This window comes from Methylobacterium sp. CM6244 (genome assembly GCF_054817885.1).
The window spans coordinates 4393106-4411495 of sequence record NZ_CM139247.1 but is presented as its reverse complement, the minus strand read 5'-3'; the positions used below and the strand labels follow the sequence as shown (position 1 = coordinate 4411495).

The window sequence follows — 18390 nt, the reverse complement described above, 5'->3', positions numbered from 1 at the left end:
TCCTTGAGATGCGAAGGGATTCGCGCGGGGGGAAGGGATGGAAGCGGACGAAAGCAGCCGGAAGGTCTAGTGGGCGGCCGCCACGGGGCGGGGCAGGGCATGCCCGGCTTCCGTGTCGGGAACGACGTCCTCGGATGAGACGGCGGCCCGGTTGCGGTAGGCCTCCTCCGCCTTGGCGAGGTCGAAGGCGCTTTCCCACTTGGCGACCGCGATGGTGGCGACCGCGTTGCCGATGAGGTTCGTGACCGCCCGCGCCTCGTTCATGAAGCGATCGACGCCCAGCAGAAGGACGAGGCCGGCGACCGGGACGGTGTGGATGCTCGACAGGGTGGCGGCGAGGGTGACGAACCCGGCCCCGGCGACACCCGCCGACCCTTTCGAGGTCAGGAGCAGCACGCCCAGGACGACGAGCTGGTCGCCGATGCCCAGCGGCGTGTTGGTGGCCTGGGCGACGAAGATCGCCGCCATGGTCAGGTAGATGCAGGTGCCGTCGGCGTTGAAGGTGTAGCCCGTCGGCAGAACGAGGCCGACCACCGACTTCTCGCAGCCCACCCGCTCCAGCTTGGCCATCATCCGGGGCATCACGGCCTCGGTGGAGCAGGTCCCGAAGGTGATGAGGATCTCGTCCTTGAAGAAGCCGAGGACCTTGAAGAGCGAGAACCCGGTCCAGGCGCAGACGGAGCCGAGCACCAGCACGACGAACAGGATCGACGTGGCGTAGACACCGAGCATCAGGTAGGCGAGGGACCAGACGGTACCGAAGCCGTACTTGCCGATGGTGAAGGCGACGCCGGCACCCGCACCGATGGGGGCCAGGCGCATCACCATGGCGACGATGCGGAACAGCGCGTCCAGCAGGCTGTCGATGACGACGACCACCGGCTTGCCGCGTTCGCCCGCCTGAACTAGGGCGAGGCCGAAGAGCAGCGAGATCAGGATGATCTGCAGCATGGCGCCCTTGGCGAAGGCATCCACCATCGTCGAGGGGATGATGTCCATGAGGAAGCCGACGATGCCGGGCTGCGCTTCCGCCCGCTTGGCGTAGGAGGCGATGGCGCTGCCGTCGATATGCGTGGCGTCGATGTTCATGCCGACGCCCGGCTGCATCACGTTGACCACCACGAGGCCGATGACGAGGGCCAGCGTCGAGACGACCTCGAAGTAGATCAGCGCGCGCACACCGATGCGGCCGACCTCCTTCATGTTACCCATCTTGGCGATGCCGACCACGATGGTACCGAAGATGACCGGCGCGAGCAGCATCTTGATCAGCTTGATGAAGCCGTCCGCCAGGGGCTGCAGCGTGACGGCGACGTCCGGCAGGAAATACCCGACGAACCCGCCGAGGACGATTGCTATGAAGACTTGAACATAGAGTCGGCTTAGCCATGACTTCATGATCTGTTTCCTCCTGATCTGCCACTTAGCGGGCAGCTTGATTAGTGATCCCTCTTGTGGGGCTTGATGCTGTGGGTACGCCTGGACACCCTCGTCCGGCCAATGCCATGTTCGGTTCGGGCTATGCGCGAACGGCATCGGGCTGGACGGACGGATGGACATGGTCCGACCGATGGATCTGGGCTGATCGATGGATCTGGACTGGCTGAAGGACTTCCTCGCACTGGCGGAGCAGAAGACGTTCTCGCGGGCGGCGGAGGCCCGGAGCGTGACGCAGCCGGCCTTCAGCCGGCGCATCCGGGCTCTCGAGGATTGGGTCGGGACGCCGCTCTTCGCACGGGGCGCGCAAGGGGCGGCGCTGACCCCGGCCGGCGTCACCTTCCTCCCGGCAGCCCAGGCTCTGCTGCACAGCCTGGAGCGGGCCCGCCGCGAGACGCGGGCGGTGGGCGCTCAGGATACGGCGACGCTCTCCATCGCCGCGACCCACGCCCTATCGTTCACGTTCTTTCCGAGTTGGGTCCGCCGGGTCATGCGATCCCGGACGCTGGGCACGCTCAATCTCATTTCGGACAGCATGGAAGCCTGCGAGCAGATCATGCTGTCGGGCGAGGTGCACTTCCTGCTCTGCCACTTCCACGGGAACGCCCCAACGCGGTTCGAGCCCGACCGGTTCGAGAGCGTGCGGGTCGGCGACGATCGTCTCATCCCGCTTTGCGCGCCCTCGGGAGACGGCGCGGGTGTGTGGTCGCTGCCGGGATCGTCCGCCGAGCCGGTTCCCTACCTGGCCTACAGCCAGGCCTCGGGCCTCGGCCGCATCCTCGCGAGCTGCCGCAACGGGGATTCGTTCCACCTCGACACGCGCTTCACCTCGCATCTCGCCGCGACGCTGACGACCATGGCGCGCGAGGGGCACGGCGTCGCCTGGCTCCCACAAACGGTCGCGGCCGACGATCAGACGCGCGGTCGCCTCGTCCGCGCGGGGCACGAACAGTTCGACGTGCCCATTGAGATCAGACTGTTCCGCTCGCTCGAGTGCCGCAATCACGCCGCCGACGAGCTTTGGGACTATCTCACCGGAGCGCAAACCTCATAGCTCGTGGGTGCGTCGATCACAGCCGCATCCCCGTGGAGCACGGCCAGTCTTGGGCCGGTGGACATCTGCTTTCGGGAAGTCAGTCAATCGCCGTCTATGGCAAGGTTGGGATCTGCCCGCTCCTCGGTGATGAATCGGCAAGACAGGTCGATAGCCTATGAACCGAATCGGGCCGCCCCCTGAACGGCCGACTCCCGCTCATCTCCCAGGGGGCTCCGCGATCCTACCCAGGGTGCTTGACGACACCGTCACTCGGCATCCGGCTGGCGAGTGCATCGATGGCGAGGCGTGACCGCAACGGCAGATACAGTGCCGCGGGCCAGACGGCGTAGCAATCCATGGTCGCGTAGGGCCGCTCCGCCCAGAGCTGGACGAGTTCACCCTTTTGCAGGCTGTCGCGGATCAGCCAATGCTGGAGCCAGCAGAGGCCGAGCCCCGCCTTGGCGGCGCTCAGAATGACTTCGACGTCGTCGAACCGCAGCCTGGAATGTGGGGAAACCGGGACGAGGACGCCGTTGGCATCCGGCAGGCGCCAGGCATAGCCGCGGTCGCCGCGCGCATACGCGAGTGCGTCGTGCCCGGCGAGATCCGCGAGCTCCTCCGGGCGTCCGCGCGCGTCGAGGTAGGACGGGGAGGCGCAGAGCACCATACGTTCCGTCACCAGCCGCCGGGCACGCAGGGAGCTGTTGTTGCCGAGCGCGCCGAAGCGCAGCCCGAGGTCGAAGCCGTCGGCGATCAGATCGATGACCCGGTCGCTGAAATTCAGGTCGAGTTCCAGCTTCGGATGCGCCTTGGCGTAGTCGAGCAGGATCGGCGCCGCGCAGCGCCGGCCGAGGAGAACCGGCATCGAGATCCGCAATCGCCCCGCCACCTCCTGGCGGCCTGATTCGAGGAGCGCCTCGCCGGTCCGCAATTCCGCGACGGCGCGCAGGCAATGTTCGTAGAATTGCTGCCCGGCTTCCGTCAGGCTCTGGGTGCGCGTGGTCCGCTGGAACAGGCGCACGCCGAGCCGCTCCTCGAGCCGGGCCACGGCCTTGCCGACGGCGGACCGGGACAGGGACAGCCGGTCGGCCGCCCGCGCGAACCCGCCAGCCTCTACCGCCTCCACGAAGATCTGTACGCCGTCGAACTTGTCCCGCATCGGTCGCCCAGTCCTGCCGATCCTGATCCGTCGATTGTAGCGCCACAGGCAACAAAGAAGCGAATACTCAGATCTGAAACCGCAGAAAAATCTACGCTAGAGGAAGGGCGGACGGACGGCGAGGCCTCGACAGGAGCGGCCCCGCCCAAAGGGCGGCAGAGGTCGAGTCCCGTAGGCGCGCCCCAGATGGAAAAGGAAGAACTGAGGATGAGCGCGAAAGTCGTTGTGGTCACCGGCGCGAGCAGTGGCTTTGGAAAACTCACGGCCCTGGAACTGGCCAGGCGCGGTCACACCGTCATCGCGACCATGCGGGATGTCGAGGGCCGGAACAGCGCGGTCCGGAACGAGCTGATCGAGGCCGCGAAGGCGGAGGGGAATCCCCTGCAGGTCCTCGAAATGGATGTGGTCAGCGACGACTCGGTCGAGGCCGCCATCGCTCGGGTCATCGCGCAGCACGGCAGGATCGACGTTCTGGTCAACAATGCCGGCCTGATGCCCATCGGGGTGACGGAAGCCTACACGATCGCCGATGTCGAACGGCTGTTCGCGGTCAATGTCTTTGGAGCGGTCCGCGCCGACCGTGCCGTCCTGCCGCATATGCGCGCCGCCGGCAGCGGACTGATCGTGCAGGTCACGTCGCTGATGGGACGCTTCGTCATCCCGTTCTTCGGTGTCTATGCGGCGACCAAGTTCGCGCTCGAAGCCCTGGCGGAGACCTATCGTTACGAGTTAAGCGGCTTCGGGATCGATTCGGTCATCGTGGAGCCGGGCCCGTTCCCCAGCAACCTGATCTCGTCCAGCCCCGAGCCGTCCGATACGGGCGTACTGACCGCCTATGGCGCAGTGGCGTCGATCCCGGGCCAGATCAAGGACAACGCCGACAAGTCGTACGACCCCGCCCATCCTCCGCGCCCGCAACTCGTCGCCGATGCGATCGCCGGGCTGGTCGAGGCAACAGAGCGGCGTCCCCTGCGCACGGTGGTCATGCCCGAGGGCGTGGATTTCGGCGTCGCGCGCATCAATGAGGCAGTGGCTCCGATCCAGAACGACATGCTTCGGGCCATGGGCATGGCACACGTCATCTGAAACATGAGGCGGCGGGACATGCCACCCGCCGCTTTTCGACGGGTTCGGTCTCGCTCGATGGAGGGGACGTTGCCTCGTGGAGGACTTCCAGCCCCTGCGCTGAACGGATCGGGATGCACCGGATGTGGCCGAACGGCCGGTTCGGCACGCTCCCGGATGCCTGCGGGATCAGAGCTGATTGAACCGCTGCCGCTGCCCCCTCGACCGGTACAGTTGCTAACTTTTGACAGCTTCATGGCCCTGTGACACCGTTCGGTCATGTCGAGCACGCCGACCCGCAACATCGCCCTGACCCATGAGCTGGAGAGCTACATCAAGGGTCAGGTCGCGAGTGGGCATTACGCAAATGCCAGCGAAGTCGTCCGCGCCGGTCTTCGCCTTTTGATCGAGCGTGACCACGCGGTGCCTCGCTCCCGCGGCCATAGCTCCGCCAAAGCGGCGGACAGATGATGACCGCCTCGATTGCCGCTCCGTCCGCCCCGCACGACTTCCAGGCGGATATCATTGCGGTCGAGGGCATCGCCGCGGTTCCGACGATCCTGAACGTGGTCTGTCGGACGACGGGCATGGGCTTCGCCGCCATCGCCAGGGTGACGGACGACCGCTGGGTCGCCTGCAGTGTCAAGGACGACATCGCCTTCGGTCTGGCGCCGGGCGGCGAGTTGCCGGTCGCCACCACGATCTGCGACGCGATCCGCTCGTCCGGGACGGGCGTGGTCATCGACCACGTGTCCGAGGACCCGGCGTACCAGGCGCATCCGACCCCGGAGATGTACGGCTTCCAGAGCTACATCTCGATGCCCATCACCCTGCCGGACGGCAGCTTCTTCGGCACGCTCTGCGCCATCGACCCTCGTCCGGCCCGACTGAACACGCCGGAGACAGTCGGCATGTTCAGGATGTTCGCCGACCTCATCGGCTTCCATCTCGACGCGCATAGGCGCCTCGCCGACCGGGAGGCGCTCCGGCGCAGCGACGCCTTCGTCAGAGGCATCCTTAGGGCGAGCCCGGATTGCGTGAAGGTGCTCTCCGCCGACGGTACGCTGGAGTTCATGAGCGCGCGGGGGCTCGAACTGAACCAGATCGGATCGCTTCAGGACGTGGTGGGGCAGGAATATGCCGGGCTCTGGCCGGAAGGCGAGCGCGCCAAGCTGCGCGATGCCGTCCGGCGGGCGGCCGCCGGAGAGGTCTCACGCATCGAGGGGCAGGCCCAGACGGCCGATGGCGACCTCCGCTGGTGGGAGGTGAGCTTCGCGCCCTTCCAGCCTGACGAGGGCGGTGCCCTCAAGCTCGTCGGCATCTCCCGCGACATCACCGAGCGCTACCGGGCCGAGACCGCGCGGCAAGCCGGGGCGGAGGCCCTGCAAGCCCTGAACGACGACCTGGAGCGGCAGGTCGCGGAGCGGACGGCAGAGCTTCGTCTGTCGCGCGACATCCTCCAATCCAGCGCCGCGCCCATCTGCGCCTTCGACACCGCGTACCGGCTCATCGCCTTCAATCAGGCCCATAGCGACGAGTTCTTCCGCATCTTCGCCCACCGCGTGCAGGTCGGCGAGGTGTTCCCCGACCTGTTCCCGCCTGACCAGGCCCCGGTCATGCGCGGGTTGATGGAGCGCGCGCTCCGGGGCGAGACATTCACCGTCACCGAGGAATTCGGCGACCCCGACCTGGCGAAGCCCTATTGGGAGGTGTCCTACTCGCCCTTGCGCGACGAGGTGGGACACATCGTCGGGGCGTTCCACTACGCCAAGGATATCTCGGAGCGGCTACGCGCCGAGACCGCACTCGCCGACACGCAGGAAGCGTTGCGCCAATCGCAGAAGATGGAGGCCGTCGGGCAGCTGACCGGGGGCGTGGCGCACGATTTCAACAACCTTCTCACCATCATCCGCTCATCCGTCGATTTCCTGCGCCGGCCGGAGCTGCCCGAGGAGCGCAAGCGGCGCTACCTCGATGCCGTGTCCGATACGGTCGACCGCGCCGCGAAGCTGACCGGGCAGCTCCTCGCCTTCGCCCGCCGCCAAGCCCTCAAGCCCGAAGTGTTCGAGGTCGGCGAGCGCCTGCGGGCCGTCTCCGAGATGATCGACACCGTGACGGGGGCCCGCATCCGCCTGACGGTGGAAACGCCCGACGAGCCCTGCTTCGTGAAGGCGGACCTGAGCCAGTTCGAGACAGCCCTCGTCAACATGGCGGTGAATGCCCGCGATGCGATGGACGGGGAGGGGACCCTGACCCTGACTCTGGTGCGCCGGGGAAAGCTGCCGCCGATCCGGGGGCATGCGGTCGCCCTTGGAGCCTTCGCGGCGATCTCCCTCACCGATACGGGTACCGGAATCGCGCCTGAGCAGTTGGGCCGCATCTTCGAGCCGTTCTTCACCACCAAGGAGGTGGGGAAAGGAACCGGCCTCGGCCTCAGCCAGGTGTTCGGTTTCGCCAAGCAGTCGGGCGGCGATGTCGACGTGTCGACCGGGCTCGGGCACGGCACGACGTTCACGCTCTACCTGCCCGAGATCGTGATCGAGCAGAACGGCGCGGACCGCGAGATACCGCAGCCGGCCCCGGGCTCCCCGATGGGTGCGGGCCAGCGCGTCCTGGTGGTCAAGGACAATATCGAGGTGGGCCGCTTCGCCACGCAGATCCTCGAAGACCTCGGCTACCGCACCACCTGGGCCGTCAATGCCGAGGAAGCGCTGGAGCTGTTGGGGAGCGAGGGCAACGGATTCGACGCCGTGTTCTCGGACGTCGTGATGCCGGGCATGGGTGGCATCGCCCTGGCCAAGCGATTGCGCGCGCAACTGCCGAGCCTGCCGATACTGCTCGCTTCAGGCTACAGCCACGTCCTGGCGCAGGATGGAACGGAGGGTTTCGAGCTTCTGCACAAGCCGTACTCGGCCGAACAGCTCGGGCGCATTCTAAGGCAATTGACGACGAAGCGGATGAACGCGCTCGTCGGCTGATCGAAGCGGCATTCGCGAATTCCACCCGGCAAACTTAAGAAGCCTCCCCCCTGACATCGATCGTCCGCTGGTGATTCCGTGCTCGGAACCTAGATCCAGCCCCGCATCGTCACCACGCTCCCGGACATTTCATGGCTCATCGCATCCTCGTCACCGGAGCCAGCGTGGCCGGCTGTACCCTCGCATGGTGGCTTGCCCATCTCGGAAACGAGGTCACCGTGGTCGAACGGGCACCCACCTTCCGGGACGGCGGCCAGAACATCGACGTGCGCGGCGTCGGCCGTGACGTGCTGCGCCGGATGGGGCTGGAACAGATCGCCCTCGAACGCGGAACGGGCGAAACCGGAACCGCTTGGGTCGATGGCGAGGGCCGGATCGCCGCTCAATTCCTCGTGGACAGGGACGGCGGCGACGGACCGACGGCCGAGATGGAGATCCTGCGCGGGGACCTCGCCCGCCTCCTCTACGAGGCCGGGCGCGACACGGCACGGTTTCGCTTCGGTGACAGCATCGACAGGATCGACCAGGACGGGGAGGCGGCGACCGTCACCTTCGCGAACGGTCGCACCGAGCGCTACGACGCCGTCGTCATCGCCGAGGGTGTCGGTTCGGCGACGCGCGAGCTCGTCTTCCCCGGCGAGAACGATCCACGCTGGATGGATCTCGTCATCGCCTATTTCACCATCCCGCGCGTCGCCGACGACGACCGGCTCTGGCGCTGGTACAATGCGACCGGTGGCCGGAGCGTCTCGCTTCGACCTGATCGCAACGGCACCACACGGGCGATGCTGTCCCTCCGGCAGCCGCCGGGGAACGAGCAAGGCTGGGACAGCGACCAGCAGAAGGCGTTCCTGCGGGAGCGCTTCGCCGATGCCGGCTGGCAGACCGGACGTGTCCTCGCCGGCCTGGACACGACGGAGGATTTCTACTTCGACGTCCTTCGCCAGGTCCGGATGCTGCACTGGTCGAAGGGCCGCGTCGGGCTGGTAGGTGATGCGGCCTGGTGCGCCACGCCGCTCGCGGGCATCGGCACCACCCTCGCCATCACCGGCGCCTTCGTGCTGGCCCACGAGATCTCGCGGACCGCCGATATTCGCTCGGGTTTCGATGCCTACGAGAGGGCGATGCGACCGATGGTCGAACAGGGCCAGGGCGTCCCGAAGATCGCCCCGAAATTGGCGAACCCGAAAAGTCGCCTCGGCATCCGTCTCCTCCACGGTGCGTTACGGTTCGCCAGCATGCCCATCACACGGCGTATCGCGGGAAAACTGTTCTCGAATGCGCCGAAGGCACCCGACATGTCGCGTTACGACCCTCCGCCCACGGCTGACGAGGGGCCATCCTCCACGCTTCGGACAGCCTGATCGCTTGCGCGACGAAAGCGCCGGGACCCGACAGAGTCAGCGGAGCGACGGACGCCGGACCGAACGGCCGGGCGACTCCTCACCCTTAGCGCAGGCGTGCGGACATCGGCGTCATTGGCCCAGGGAAAGGGTGAGGCGGTAACGCGCCTGGCTCACCCGGCCCCTCACGGTGCCGACGGGGCACCCGAGCACGGCGGCCGCCTCCTCATGCGTGAGTCCATCCACCGTCACCAGCAACAACGTCTCTCGCTCCTCCATGGGAACGGCATCCAGGGCGGTCTGCAATGCGAGATGGGCGGCCCCTTGCTGCTGGTTGCCAGCCGCCGAGTGTTCGGCCGCGACGGCACCGTCGAAATCCAAGATCCGGCGCCTTACGCGCTTGTCCTTGTTTCGATGGATATTGCGCAGGATCGTGAACAGCCACGCCACGAGGCTGGTGCCCTCAGCGAACCGGGAGCGCTGTTCCCAGGCCCGCGTCAGCGTGGCCCGGACCATGTCGTCGGCCTCCACGATGTTGCCGGTGCGCAGGAGAGCGAAGCGGCGCAGGCGCGGCACGAGGGCGATCAACCCGTCGCTGAACGCCTTCGAGACCTGCCGCTCCGCCTCCGCGTCGAGCAGGGCGGCTCTGAGCCGGAGCAGAACCCTACCGAGCCGCGTATCGGCCTCGACCGTGCCCGCTCTGGGAATGAGCTCTTCAAGTCTTCGTCCAAGCTCATCCTGCACAGGGGGATTCGAGCCATCTGAATATGAAGATTCTTTAGCTTCTGTGGTGACGTACATTCCGCAGATACGTCCTTGTACCGGATAGCGGCCGGAGGTCGCCGTGCTTCTACGGTTGAGAATACGTACGCGCTTCTGGATGATCGCTCACGTTCACGTCAATGATCCAGATATACCAGACTTTCGCTTTCACACATCGGAACCGCCGGCCACCCCCACCTGTTAGAGGCGGGCTTGATACAGGCGGCACGGAAGGCGGTCGAAGGTGGTTGGCGGCGGCAGGCATGAGCTTCGGCGGGTCGGCGGGCGCAAGAACTCTCTTTTCTCGATCGTCATGACGGGCGGCCACACGGAGGCCGCCCGCCGGAAGCTCAACGAGCACGAGCATTCCGCAGACGTTGTCCAGAGCCGTAGCGTCAGTTTCCCCTTGCTCTGAACTGACGAATAAAAATCACTCTACTAGTAGATTTGCATCATTGCTCGGCAGTGAGCACGGGCCACTTGAGGGGTGTGTCAGTCGCTGAGGCATTGGAGCATCCCGTGAGCGCGCAAGAGACGACCGATGCTTCCGACAAGCTCAAGGCCTCGGTGAAAGAGGCCATCGGAAAACTGGTCGGAGACCCAGAAGTCGAAGCCGATGGCAGATCTCAGCAGAAATTACTGAAACCCGACGTGAAACCGAAGACCACCCCAAAGTCGTAGCTTCGGCGGACCGTCACGCTTCACGAACATCCTTCACGACAAGAACAGGAGAGACATCATGGTCGATGCGGATCGCATCACGGGCGCCGCCAAGGAACTCGGCGGCAAAGTGCAGGGCACGGTGGGCGACCTCACTGGTTCGAAGCGGGATTCGGTGGAGGGCCGTGCCCGTGAGGCACAGGGTGCTGCCGAGAACCTGTATGGCCAGGCCAAGGACACCGTGCGCGACGCGGCCGACCAAGTGGTCGATACCGCCCGCGACATCGGCGGCAAGGTTCGCGACACGGTCGGAAACCTGATCGGGTCCGACGACGTCGAGGACCGCGCGCGCCGCGCCCAGGGCGCCGCTGCCGACACCTACGACCGCGCCGAGCGCTCCGTCCGCAGCGCTGGCCGCGAGGCCTATGACCGGGCCGAGGACGCCTACGAAAACGGCGGCAATTATCTGCGCCAGGGCAGCCGCGAAGCCAGCAACCAGATCGCCGAGCACCATGTCGCCGCCCTGCTGGTCGCCGGCCTCCTCGGCTACGGAATCGGCCTCCTCATCCACGGCCGCGACTGACGCTTAGAGCGCTCTCCGCCGAAGTGGATGCCGGTTCGGCGAAATAGAGCGCGGCAAAACAAAGGCCTGGAGATGTGCCCCGACCCAACGTGGTCGGGTGCAGCTCTAGCGCCGCGATCGATCGGCTCGACCGCGCCGTGACCGCGCGGTCGAGCCCATGAGTTCACCCACCCCCGAACGACCGAGCTTCTCGGACGACCGACGACCCGGAGTACCAGTATCGTGTCCACTTCCCCCCTTCTTGCGACCTCATCCACCCCGGCTGCCGCCGACACCCGCACCGTCCTGCTGAACCAGGTGTCGTGGGGCGCGATCTTCGCCGGCGCTGTCACCGCCCTGGTGACCCAGGTCATCCTCAACATGGTCGGCGTCGGCATCGGCCTGTCCAGCGTCGGACCGGTGGCCGCCGACAACCCGGCCGCCTCGACCCTGTCTCTCAGCGCCGGCATCTGGTTCATCGTCTCGGGCATCGTGGCCGCCCTGGCGGGCGGCTTCATCGCCGGGCGTCTATCGGGCAAGCCCGTCACGGGCGCCGCCGGCCTGCACGGCCTCGTCTCCTGGGCGGTAACCACCCTCGTGGTGCTCTACCTCCTCACGTCGGCGGCCGGTGGCCTCATCGGCGGGGCCTTCTCCGGCGTGACCAGCACGCTGGGCGGAGCCGGCTCGCTGGTCGGCGGCACCGTGCAGACCGCGGCCCAGGCCGCTGCTCCGTCGCTGTCGAAGATCACCAACCCGCTCGACGGCATCGAGCAGAGCGTCCGCAACCAGGCCGCCGGCCAGGACCCGCAGGCCGCCAAGGACGCCGCCGTCGCCGCGATCCGCGCCCTGTTCACGGGTGATCCGAGCCAGAAGGCCCAGGCCGAGAACCGTGCCGCCGACGCGCTGGCCAAGGCCCAGGGCATCCCGGTCGACCAGGCCAAGACGCAGATCCAGGACTACCGCAAGCAGTACGAAGAGACCGTCGCCACCGCCAAGCAGAAGGCCGAGGCTGCCGCCGTCGCCACCAAGTCCGCCGCCACCCAGGGCGCCTTCTACGGCGCGCTCGCCCTGATCCTCGGCGCGCTCGCCGGCTTCTTCGGCGGCCGCCTCGGCGCCCCGAAGCTCCACACCCTCGCCGACAGCTACGGCGCCCGCCGCGCCTGAGCCGATCCCCGGCCGGTCACCCGCGACCGGCCGGACCTCCCCCTGCGATCTCATTCTCGAACCGAAGGAGCATCCCCATGAGCAGCACCACGGACAAGCTGAAGGGCCTCGCCAACGAAGCCGCCGGCAACGTCAAGCAGGCCGCCGGCAAGGTCACGGGCAACGACACGCTGGTCGCCGAGGGCAAGGCCCAGGAACTCAAGGGCGAGGCCCAGCGCACCGTCGGCGAGGCCAAGGACGGCGTCGCCTCGGTGGTCGACACGGTCACCGGCAAGCACTGACCCCGCAAGCACTGACCCGAAAGGGCGGGCCCCGACCCGATCTGGGGCCCGTCACCTCCATCCATTTCGAACTCGGGAGTATCTCATGAACGGCGACCAGTTCCGCGGCGCATCCCGCCACCTCACGGGCCGCGCCCAGACCGCGCTCGGCGGAATCACCGGTGATCCCGCCCGTCAGGTGCGCGGCGCCGTCAATCAGGTGGCCGGCGGTGCGCAATACGCCTACGGCCGGGCCCGTGGCCGGGCCGAGGATTTGGCCCAGGATGGCCGAGACATCGCCCATGAGATCCGGGATCGCGCCGGAAATCTCGTCGAGGACGGACGTCACCTCGTTGACGAGGCGCGAGATCGGGCCGGACACCTCATTGCCGATGGGCGCGACCTCGCGCGTCACGCCCGTAAGCGCGGCACGACCTACGGCCGGCAGGCCGTTCGCTACGCCGACAACAACCGAGCCTCCGCCCTGTTCGGCCTCGCCGCCGTCGCTTTCGCGGTCGGATGGCTGTCCCGTTCCAAGCGTTGATCCCTCGTCCTCGGAGACCATCCCATGATCCGCAAGCTCCTGACTGCCTTCCTGCTTCCGAAGGTCATCGCCTATGTCAGCCGCCGCTTCGGCGGCCGGTCCGCCGCCCCGCCGAACCGTCGGGGCTACTGATCCGGTTTCGGCATTTCCCAATCGCACGTCAGGAGACCACCTCACGATGAAGCTGACCTTCGCCCTCGCCGCCACCTTGGCCGCAACCCTGACCGGGCTTCCGGCCCAGGCCTCCCCGGCCACCGTCTCTCCGATCGAGGCGCTGGTCCGTGGTGACCTGCCGACCGGGTACGTGCAGCACCGTCGCTTCGGTCATCGGCACGGCTGGCGTGGCGGGCGTGGATACGGCCGGGGCTACGGCCATCGTCGTGGCTACGGCTACCGCCGTGGTCCCGGCGTGGGCGCCGCCGTGGGCGCAGGCGTGGCCGGCCTTGCGGCGGGGGCCATCATCGGCGGTGCCATCGCCAACTCGCAGGCCCAGGCCGCCCCGCGTGGGATCCCGGCCGAGGCCGTCGCGGCCTGCGCCCGCCGTTTCCGCTCTTACGACGCGGCCAGCGGAACCTATCTCGGCAACGACGGCGACCGTCACACCTGCCCCTGATCCATCGATGGGGCCCGGACACGCCCGGAAAATGCCGGCGTCGCTCCGCCCCGGCTCCCGCGGCACTCCTTCCAACGCCGGCTCGGCTCCCATGCCGGGCCGGATTCCCGCGGGCGGCCTTCCGCCCCCCACTCCCCACCGACAAGGACGACAGATGAGCAAGGGCTATCCCTCGATGACCGCGCTGCTGGGCCTGTTGGCCGTGGCCGGCTACCAGAACCGCGACAAGCTCGCCGAACTGCTGAAGGGGCACGATGCCCCGTCGGCTCCGTCCCTGAGCCCGAACCACGGCACCGTCCCGCCGATTCCCAACACCAGCGCGAACACCGGCTCCACGGGCGGCCTCGGAAGTCTTCTGGGCGGCTTCGGCACGGCCGGCGTGGGCGGGCTGATCGCCAGCGGCCTGAGTGAACTCGTCGATCACTTCACCAAGGGCGGTCATGGCGAGACCGCGACGTCCTGGGTCAACCAGGGCGCCAACCGCGACATTCCCGAGGCAGATCTGGAACGTGCCATCGGCACGGACACCCTCGACCACCTCACCCAGCAGACCGGGCTGAGCCGCGCCGCGCTCCTGTCCCGCCTCTCGCGCGAGCTGCCCTCGGCCATCGACCGCTACGCCGCCGACGGCCGCAAACCGGCTTAAGGCCAGACTTGCAGGCCAGACCTGCCCGACACGAAGCCACGATGCGGCCGGCGCATGACTGCGACGGCCGCATACGACACCGGGCGATGCCGCGCCGGGGTTCGATCCACCGCCTTCCCCGACACCGCGAGACCCTCATGGCCATCGACTACCGCTCGGAACTCCGCCGACCCTTGCCCTTCAGCCTCGCTGTCGTGGCCGCGATCCTGCTGGTCTGGCTCATCGTCGCCTCCATCGCGGGCGCACGCCAGCGCAGTGCCCGGGACCATCGGATCGAGGACCTGCAGAGCCAGCAGACTGCGCTCCGCGCCGATCTCGAGCGGCAGGTTTCGACCGCCGGAACCCTGAATGCGCTCCAGGCCAAGATCGCCACCGCCCAGCAGCAGGACCAGCAGGCGAGCCAGGCCGCCGAGCAGGCGAAGTCGCGGGCCGCGGCCCTGACGCAGGAGCAGCAGACGGCCGAGGCCAAGGCGGCCGAGGCAAAGAAGACGGCCGAGGCCGAGGCCCGCAAGCTCACCGAGCTGCAGAGCCAGGTCACGCAGGCCGAGGGGAAGCTGACGCCGTTGCGCGCGGCCATCACCACCGCGGAGACGTCGGCAGTGGACCGCGCCCGGGATCTCGCCGAGGTCGGTCGCCGTCTCGAGGACGCCCGCGTGCAGGAGGCCAAGCTCCGCGCCGATCTCGCGACCATGACGCAGGAGGCGACGGCCAAGACGGCCGACCTCGCCAAGGCCGAGGAGCGCCAGCAGAATGCCCGCGAGGCCGCCGCCGCCGCGCAGAAGGATCTGGCCGACGCGCGGGCAGCGACCGAGCAAGCCACCAAGCAGCGCACGGAGATCGATCAGGCCGTCGGCGAATTGAGCGCCAACAAGGCCAAGCTCACTGCCGAGATCGGTCTCGCCAACCGCGACGCCCAGCAGGCGCGCGAGGCCCTGGCGACGGTCCGCAACGACCTCGCCGAGGTCCAGGCGCAACGCGACCGCGTCGTGTCCGAGCGTGGTCAGGCCGAGCAGGCCTTGCAGAAGCTCTCCGCCGACCGCGATGCCGGCACCGCTGCCCTCGACGCACTGCGCAAGCGCCAGACCGATGCGCAGGGACAGCTGGCCACGCTCACCGAGACCCTGGCCACCCGCAACAAGGAGGCTGCCTCCATCGACGAGCGCCTGGCCTCCGCCCGGCAAGATCTGAGCGCCGCCCAGGCGAAGCTCGCCGAGACCCGCCAGCAGCTTGCCGCTCCGCCGGCCGTGGCGCCCGGCCAACCCGCTACCAATCAGCCGTCTCGTTGAGGCAACAACGACCCACGCGAGCACTGCTTGCGTGGGTCGTCCATCCGGCCCTGTCCCCTATGAAGATCGCAGCATGACCATCCGTATCTTAGCCCTGACGGGTCTCGCTCTCGTCGGAGCGCTAGCCATGACCCAGCCATCCGCGGCGCAGGAGGGCCCCGAAATGGAGGCCATGCGGGCGAGCTGCGGCGGCGATTACCTGCGACTCTGCGCGGGAATGAAGCCCGGCGGCCCTGAAGTGAAAGCCTGCTTCAAGCGCAATCGCCCGAACCTTTCGGAAGGATGCTCGAGCGCCATCGCGGCTTATGAGCGGTCGCGTGGCCGCTCCTCCGAAGACGCCGAAGACTGACACGTAAGACGACAGCCCGTGCCCCGTCTTGCCCGGTGAGAGTGGCGTCGGGGACGTGCGACACGAAAAACACAGAGAAACGGATCGGATCCATGACCAAGTTCACCAAGGCCATCACCTATGCCGTGGCCGTCGCGGCCCTCGTCACGCTGGTGGTCGTCATCGTCCAATCGACGAGCATGCTCGCAAGCTCGTAGCGGGCGATGGGACGACCAATGTTTCGGAATGGCCTGCGGCATGTAGAAACGCCGCAGGTTCCTGTCGCGAACACGGAACGACGACCATAATCGAATAATCGGCGGATGAAGGAACGGTATTGACGCGAACTTGTTTCTTGCTTCCAAGTTTAAGTCGGAGGCATGCATGCGTCGCGTATCATCTGTCCTCTCGATCTTCAGGAAGCGCGCCAATCCTGAACAACCTCCGCAAAAGTCATTACAGTCAGGCTCTCCTGTCGCGCCCCATCCTCTGAGCGAAAGTCTCGTTTACCCGATGGGACAAAGCTATAGCTGGGGCGGCCCATCGACGGCGTCACATGGCTTCGCGCCGGCTATAGGCTATGACGGCTATCATGGCGGCAACGGCTACTGATCTTGTGACGAAATAAAATCACGGCGGAGACTGGAACAGGAACCCCGTGACTATCTAACCGACGGCGAGGTTGAGGGTGTGGTCCGCCGGCGAGAGCCTGACCTGGGAACCCCATCCGAACGGCAGGAAATCCTGCTCGATACCGTCCGCAAATACGACACCGCCGTCGTTCATCCGCGAGGTGATGAGGAGCCCGGCGTCTTTCAGCTTGCCGGCGCGCAGCCGCGTGGTGCTGGCGACGCTGGGGAAGGGCTCGCGCACCCAATAGCCCACCGCCGCCTCCTCGGTTCCGAGCGGGATGGTCAGATGCGTCGCCTCGGCGATGGAGCGGGCCCATCCGGTGATCCCGGTCCCGGAGGCCACGATGAGCCCGCTGGAGGAATGATCCTCGGCCTCGTCCGCCGTCTCGATCCGATAGCGTGCGGATTGGTGGCTGCGATGCCCGACGAAGATCTCGTTGAGGGCAAACAGCGTCGCGCCGTGGTCGAGGATTGCCCGGACCATGGTGCGACGCTCGATCGCCGCCGCACCGTTCACGCTGGCGGGGAGGAGAGCGCCCAACCGCTCGACGGCGATGCGGGCGAGGATACCGTCATAGAGGTCCGGCGCCGGGTTGATGCCGATGACGGGCTGCGCTCCGAGATACTTCGCCACATTCGCCACGAGCCCATCCTGCCCCACGGCGACGATCACGTCGTCGGGGGCGAAGAGGAAACGGTCGAGATCGGCCCGCCGGACCAGGGCTTGGCGCCACTCGTCAGGAACCGAGGCCCGCGCACGGGCGAGCACGGCGTGGAAACGCTCGTGGCGCTCCACCACGTCCTTGAGCTTCTGCCCACGGCTCTCGAGGAAGAAGCGCGCCTGACCGCTGGTGGCGTGCCGGGCGATCAGGGCCTCGTAATCCGTCTCGCGGATGACGAAGACCGCGCGGTGGGTGAGGGCGGCCATGCCTAGCGCGCCCCCACCATCGGACGGGGCTTGTGAAACTCGCCCATCACGGCGGCGAGGAGGTCGGGCGTCACGCTGACATGCTCGATCGTGTCGAGCTTGCCCGCCAGTTCCTGCGCGGCGAGGCCGAGCAGAACCGCGGGCGGCAGGTCGCGGTAGATCGCAACGCGCTGCGCCTCGGCCAGGACCCTGGCCCCCTCGACGAGGCGGATGCGCTCCGCTTCCGCCATCGCCTCGACGCCCTGCGCCTCGGCGAGACCGGCGGCGCGGCTTCGCGCGTTCTCCGCCTCCTCGGAGATGAGGAGCTTCTCCCGACGAGCCAGTTCCGTGCGCGTGGCGAGCTCGTTCTCGGCGATGGCGCGCTCCTTCTCCACGGCCAGCGCACGACGGGAGAAGGTCGCCTCGTCGGCCTTCTGCTGGAGCGCTTCGAAGGTCGGGGTCTGCAGGGCGCGTTCGAGCTCGCTCGTCGGCGCGAGGTTGGTGAGCCGCACCGACACGGCGGCGACGCCGATCTCGGCCAAGGACTGGTCCGCCGCCAGAATGGTTTCCAGTCCTCCACGCAGGGGCTCGGGGCCGGCATCGAGGATGGCGCGCACCGGCTTGCCACCGAGATATTGCAGCACCGCCTGACTGGCGATGCCGGCGATGCGGGCCTCGATCTTCTCGATCGGCTCACCCTGGAGCTTTCCGTTGCGAAGGCCGATGGAGAAGTCGATGCGGTTCGCCAACCGCTCGGGATCGACCACGTGCCAGCCGATCGTCCCCTGCACGGCGACGGCCTGGAAATCCTGGCTGCGGCCCCGCACGAACAACGTCATCTCGCGGTCGTCCATCGGCACTTCGGCGATGCTCGACGTCTCGGGGCGGAACCAGAACACGAGGCCCCGGCCGCTCTGCCGGATGCGTCCCTTGCGGTAGCGGATGACGTGGCTGCTCGCCTCGCTCCTCAGTTGCGCGACCAGGCCGATATTGCGGATCGTCGCCATG

At 67.4% G+C, this 18390-nt stretch carries 19 protein-coding genes; 14 read left to right on the top strand and 5 right to left on the bottom strand.

The window, feature by feature from the left end:
* Nucleotides 1-66 precede the first annotated feature (66 nt).
* Nucleotides 67-1398, bottom strand: coding sequence for a C4-dicarboxylate transporter DctA (gene dctA / locus ACYQML_RS20680; RefSeq protein WP_461233899.1), 1332 nt, complete (start codon nucleotides 1396-1398; stop codon nucleotides 67-69).
* A 190-nt stretch (nucleotides 1399-1588) separates the two neighbouring features.
* Between dctA and ACYQML_RS20675 the strand changes: the two genes are divergently transcribed.
* On the top strand, nucleotides 1589-2491 hold the full coding sequence (locus ACYQML_RS20675) for a LysR family transcriptional regulator (protein ID WP_461233898.1): 903 nt from the start codon (nucleotides 1589-1591) through the stop codon (nucleotides 2489-2491).
* A 223-nt stretch (nucleotides 2492-2714) separates the two neighbouring features.
* On the opposite strand, the gene ACYQML_RS20670 is transcribed toward ACYQML_RS20675, so the two are convergent.
* The gene (locus ACYQML_RS20670; protein WP_461233897.1) at nucleotides 2715-3632 is read right to left on the bottom strand and encodes a LysR family transcriptional regulator; all 918 of its coding nucleotides are present in this window, start codon (nucleotides 3630-3632) and stop codon (nucleotides 2715-2717) included.
* Nucleotides 3633-3839: 207 nt separating this feature from the next.
* On the opposite strand from ACYQML_RS20670, the gene ACYQML_RS20665 reads away from it, so the two are divergent.
* The 4 genes from ACYQML_RS20665 to ACYQML_RS20650 all read left to right on the top strand — a co-directional run bounded on the left by ACYQML_RS20665 (nucleotide 3840) and on the right by ACYQML_RS20650 (nucleotide 9039).
* Nucleotides 3840-4718, top strand: coding sequence for an SDR family oxidoreductase (locus tag ACYQML_RS20665; RefSeq protein ID WP_461233896.1), 879 nt, complete (start codon nucleotides 3840-3842; stop codon nucleotides 4716-4718).
* 258 nt (nucleotides 4719-4976) lie between these two features.
* On the top strand, nucleotides 4977-5168 hold the full coding sequence (locus ACYQML_RS20660) for a type II toxin-antitoxin system ParD family antitoxin (RefSeq protein ID WP_056433188.1): 192 nt from the start codon (nucleotides 4977-4979) through the stop codon (nucleotides 5166-5168).
* Nucleotides 5168-7675, top strand: coding sequence for a PAS domain-containing protein (locus tag ACYQML_RS20655; protein ID WP_461233895.1), 2508 nt, complete (start codon nucleotides 5168-5170; stop codon nucleotides 7673-7675). Before ACYQML_RS20660 ends, ACYQML_RS20655 begins: the two co-directional genes overlap by 1 nt.
* A gap of 131 nt (nucleotides 7676-7806) precedes the next feature.
* Nucleotides 7807-9039 carry an FAD-dependent monooxygenase gene (locus ACYQML_RS20650; RefSeq protein ID WP_461233894.1) on the top strand — a complete coding sequence of 411 codons (1233 nt, stop codon included), beginning with the start codon at nucleotides 7807-7809 and terminating at the stop codon, nucleotides 9037-9039.
* A 111-nt stretch (nucleotides 9040-9150) separates the two neighbouring features.
* Here the strand turns inward: ACYQML_RS20650 and ACYQML_RS20645 are convergent, their stop codons facing one another.
* Nucleotides 9151-9762, bottom strand: a complete 612-nt coding sequence (locus tag ACYQML_RS20645; RefSeq protein ID WP_461233893.1) for a sigma-70 family RNA polymerase sigma factor — start codon at nucleotides 9760-9762, stop codon at nucleotides 9151-9153.
* A 537-nt stretch (nucleotides 9763-10299) separates the two neighbouring features.
* On the opposite strand from ACYQML_RS20645, the gene ACYQML_RS20640 reads away from it, so the two are divergent.
* The 9 genes from ACYQML_RS20640 (at nucleotide 10300) to ACYQML_RS20600 (ending at nucleotide 15864) form a co-directional block, all read left to right on the top strand.
* Nucleotides 10300-10461 (top strand): CsbD family protein, encoded by a 162-nt coding sequence (locus ACYQML_RS20640; RefSeq protein WP_461233892.1) that lies wholly within the window; start codon nucleotides 10300-10302, stop codon nucleotides 10459-10461.
* A gap of 58 nt (nucleotides 10462-10519) precedes the next feature.
* Nucleotides 10520-11023: a CsbD family protein gene (locus ACYQML_RS20635; RefSeq protein WP_461233891.1), complete on the top strand. Its 504-nt coding sequence runs from the start codon at nucleotides 10520-10522 to the stop codon at nucleotides 11021-11023.
* A gap of 222 nt (nucleotides 11024-11245) precedes the next feature.
* Complete coding sequence (locus ACYQML_RS20630) at nucleotides 11246-12166, top strand: PhnA-like protein (RefSeq protein ID WP_461227747.1); 921 nt, start codon at nucleotides 11246-11248, stop codon at nucleotides 12164-12166.
* Nucleotides 12167-12243: 77 nt separating this feature from the next.
* A complete protein-coding gene (locus ACYQML_RS20625; protein ID WP_461233890.1) occupies nucleotides 12244-12447 on the top strand; it encodes a CsbD family protein in 204 nt (67 codons plus the stop codon).
* Between the two features lie 85 nt (nucleotides 12448-12532).
* Nucleotides 12533-12970, top strand: a complete 438-nt coding sequence (locus ACYQML_RS20620) for a CsbD family protein (RefSeq protein WP_311273920.1) — start codon at nucleotides 12533-12535, stop codon at nucleotides 12968-12970.
* Nucleotides 12971-13148: 178 nt separating this feature from the next.
* A complete protein-coding gene (locus ACYQML_RS20615; RefSeq protein ID WP_419953808.1) occupies nucleotides 13149-13583 on the top strand; it encodes a BA14K family protein in 435 nt (144 codons plus the stop codon).
* 154 nt (nucleotides 13584-13737) lie between these two features.
* On the top strand, nucleotides 13738-14229 hold the full coding sequence (locus ACYQML_RS20610) for a YidB family protein (RefSeq protein WP_461233888.1): 492 nt from the start codon (nucleotides 13738-13740) through the stop codon (nucleotides 14227-14229).
* A 137-nt stretch (nucleotides 14230-14366) separates the two neighbouring features.
* Nucleotides 14367-15515: a chromosome partitioning protein ParA gene (locus ACYQML_RS20605; protein WP_461233887.1), complete on the top strand. Its 1149-nt coding sequence runs from the start codon at nucleotides 14367-14369 to the stop codon at nucleotides 15513-15515.
* Between the two features lie 127 nt (nucleotides 15516-15642).
* Entirely contained in the window at nucleotides 15643-15864 is a 222-nt protein-coding gene (locus ACYQML_RS20600) for a hypothetical protein (protein ID WP_461233886.1), read from the top strand.
* 645 nt (nucleotides 15865-16509) lie between these two features.
* Here ACYQML_RS20600 and ACYQML_RS20595 read toward each other — a convergent pair.
* Both ACYQML_RS20595 and ACYQML_RS20590 read right to left on the bottom strand, forming a co-directional pair.
* A complete protein-coding gene (locus ACYQML_RS20595) occupies nucleotides 16510-17403 on the bottom strand; it encodes an NAD(+)/NADH kinase (RefSeq protein ID WP_461233885.1) in 894 nt (297 codons plus the stop codon).
* 2 nt (nucleotides 17404-17405) lie between these two features.
* Entirely contained in the window at nucleotides 17406-18389 is a 984-nt protein-coding gene (locus tag ACYQML_RS20590) for an SPFH domain-containing protein (protein ID WP_461233884.1), read from the bottom strand.
* Between the last annotated feature and the right edge of the window lies 1 nt (nucleotide 18390).

Bases quoted from the DNA above. Each gene is read 5' to 3' on its own strand.
- ACYQML_RS20665 (WP_461233896.1), top strand. From the start codon at position 3,840: ATGAGCGCGAAAGTCGTTGTGGTCACCGGCGCGAGCAGTGGCTTTGGA.
- ACYQML_RS20675 (WP_461233898.1), top strand. From the start codon at position 1,589: ATGGATCTGGACTGGCTGAAGGACTTCCTCGCACTGGCGGAGCAGAAG.
- ACYQML_RS20625 (WP_461233890.1), top strand. From the start codon at position 12,244: ATGAGCAGCACCACGGACAAGCTGAAGGGCCTCGCCAACGAAGCCGCC.
- ACYQML_RS20605 (WP_461233887.1), top strand. From the start codon at position 14,367: ATGGCCATCGACTACCGCTCGGAACTCCGCCGACCCTTGCCCTTCAGC.
- ACYQML_RS20610 (WP_461233888.1), top strand. From the start codon at position 13,738: ATGAGCAAGGGCTATCCCTCGATGACCGCGCTGCTGGGCCTGTTGGCC.
- ACYQML_RS20655 (WP_461233895.1), top strand. From the start codon at position 5,168: ATGACCGCCTCGATTGCCGCTCCGTCCGCCCCGCACGACTTCCAGGCG.
- ACYQML_RS20635 (WP_461233891.1), top strand. From the start codon at position 10,520: ATGGTCGATGCGGATCGCATCACGGGCGCCGCCAAGGAACTCGGCGGC.
- ACYQML_RS20615 (WP_419953808.1), top strand. From the start codon at position 13,149: ATGAAGCTGACCTTCGCCCTCGCCGCCACCTTGGCCGCAACCCTGACC.
- ACYQML_RS20620 (WP_311273920.1), top strand. From the start codon at position 12,533: ATGAACGGCGACCAGTTCCGCGGCGCATCCCGCCACCTCACGGGCCGC.
- ACYQML_RS20650 (WP_461233894.1), top strand. From the start codon at position 7,807: ATGGCTCATCGCATCCTCGTCACCGGAGCCAGCGTGGCCGGCTGTACC.
- dctA (WP_461233899.1), bottom strand. From the start codon at position 1,398: ATGAAGTCATGGCTAAGCCGACTCTATGTTCAAGTCTTCATAGCAATC.
- ACYQML_RS20660 (WP_056433188.1), top strand. From the start codon at position 4,977: ATGTCGAGCACGCCGACCCGCAACATCGCCCTGACCCATGAGCTGGAG.
- ACYQML_RS20595 (WP_461233885.1), bottom strand. From the start codon at position 17,403: ATGGCCGCCCTCACCCACCGCGCGGTCTTCGTCATCCGCGAGACGGAT.
- ACYQML_RS20670 (WP_461233897.1), bottom strand. From the start codon at position 3,632: ATGCGGGACAAGTTCGACGGCGTACAGATCTTCGTGGAGGCGGTAGAG.
- ACYQML_RS20600 (WP_461233886.1), top strand. From the start codon at position 15,643: ATGACCCAGCCATCCGCGGCGCAGGAGGGCCCCGAAATGGAGGCCATG.
- ACYQML_RS20590 (WP_461233884.1), bottom strand. From the start codon at position 18,389: ATGGCGACGATCCGCAATATCGGCCTGGTCGCGCAACTGAGGAGCGAG.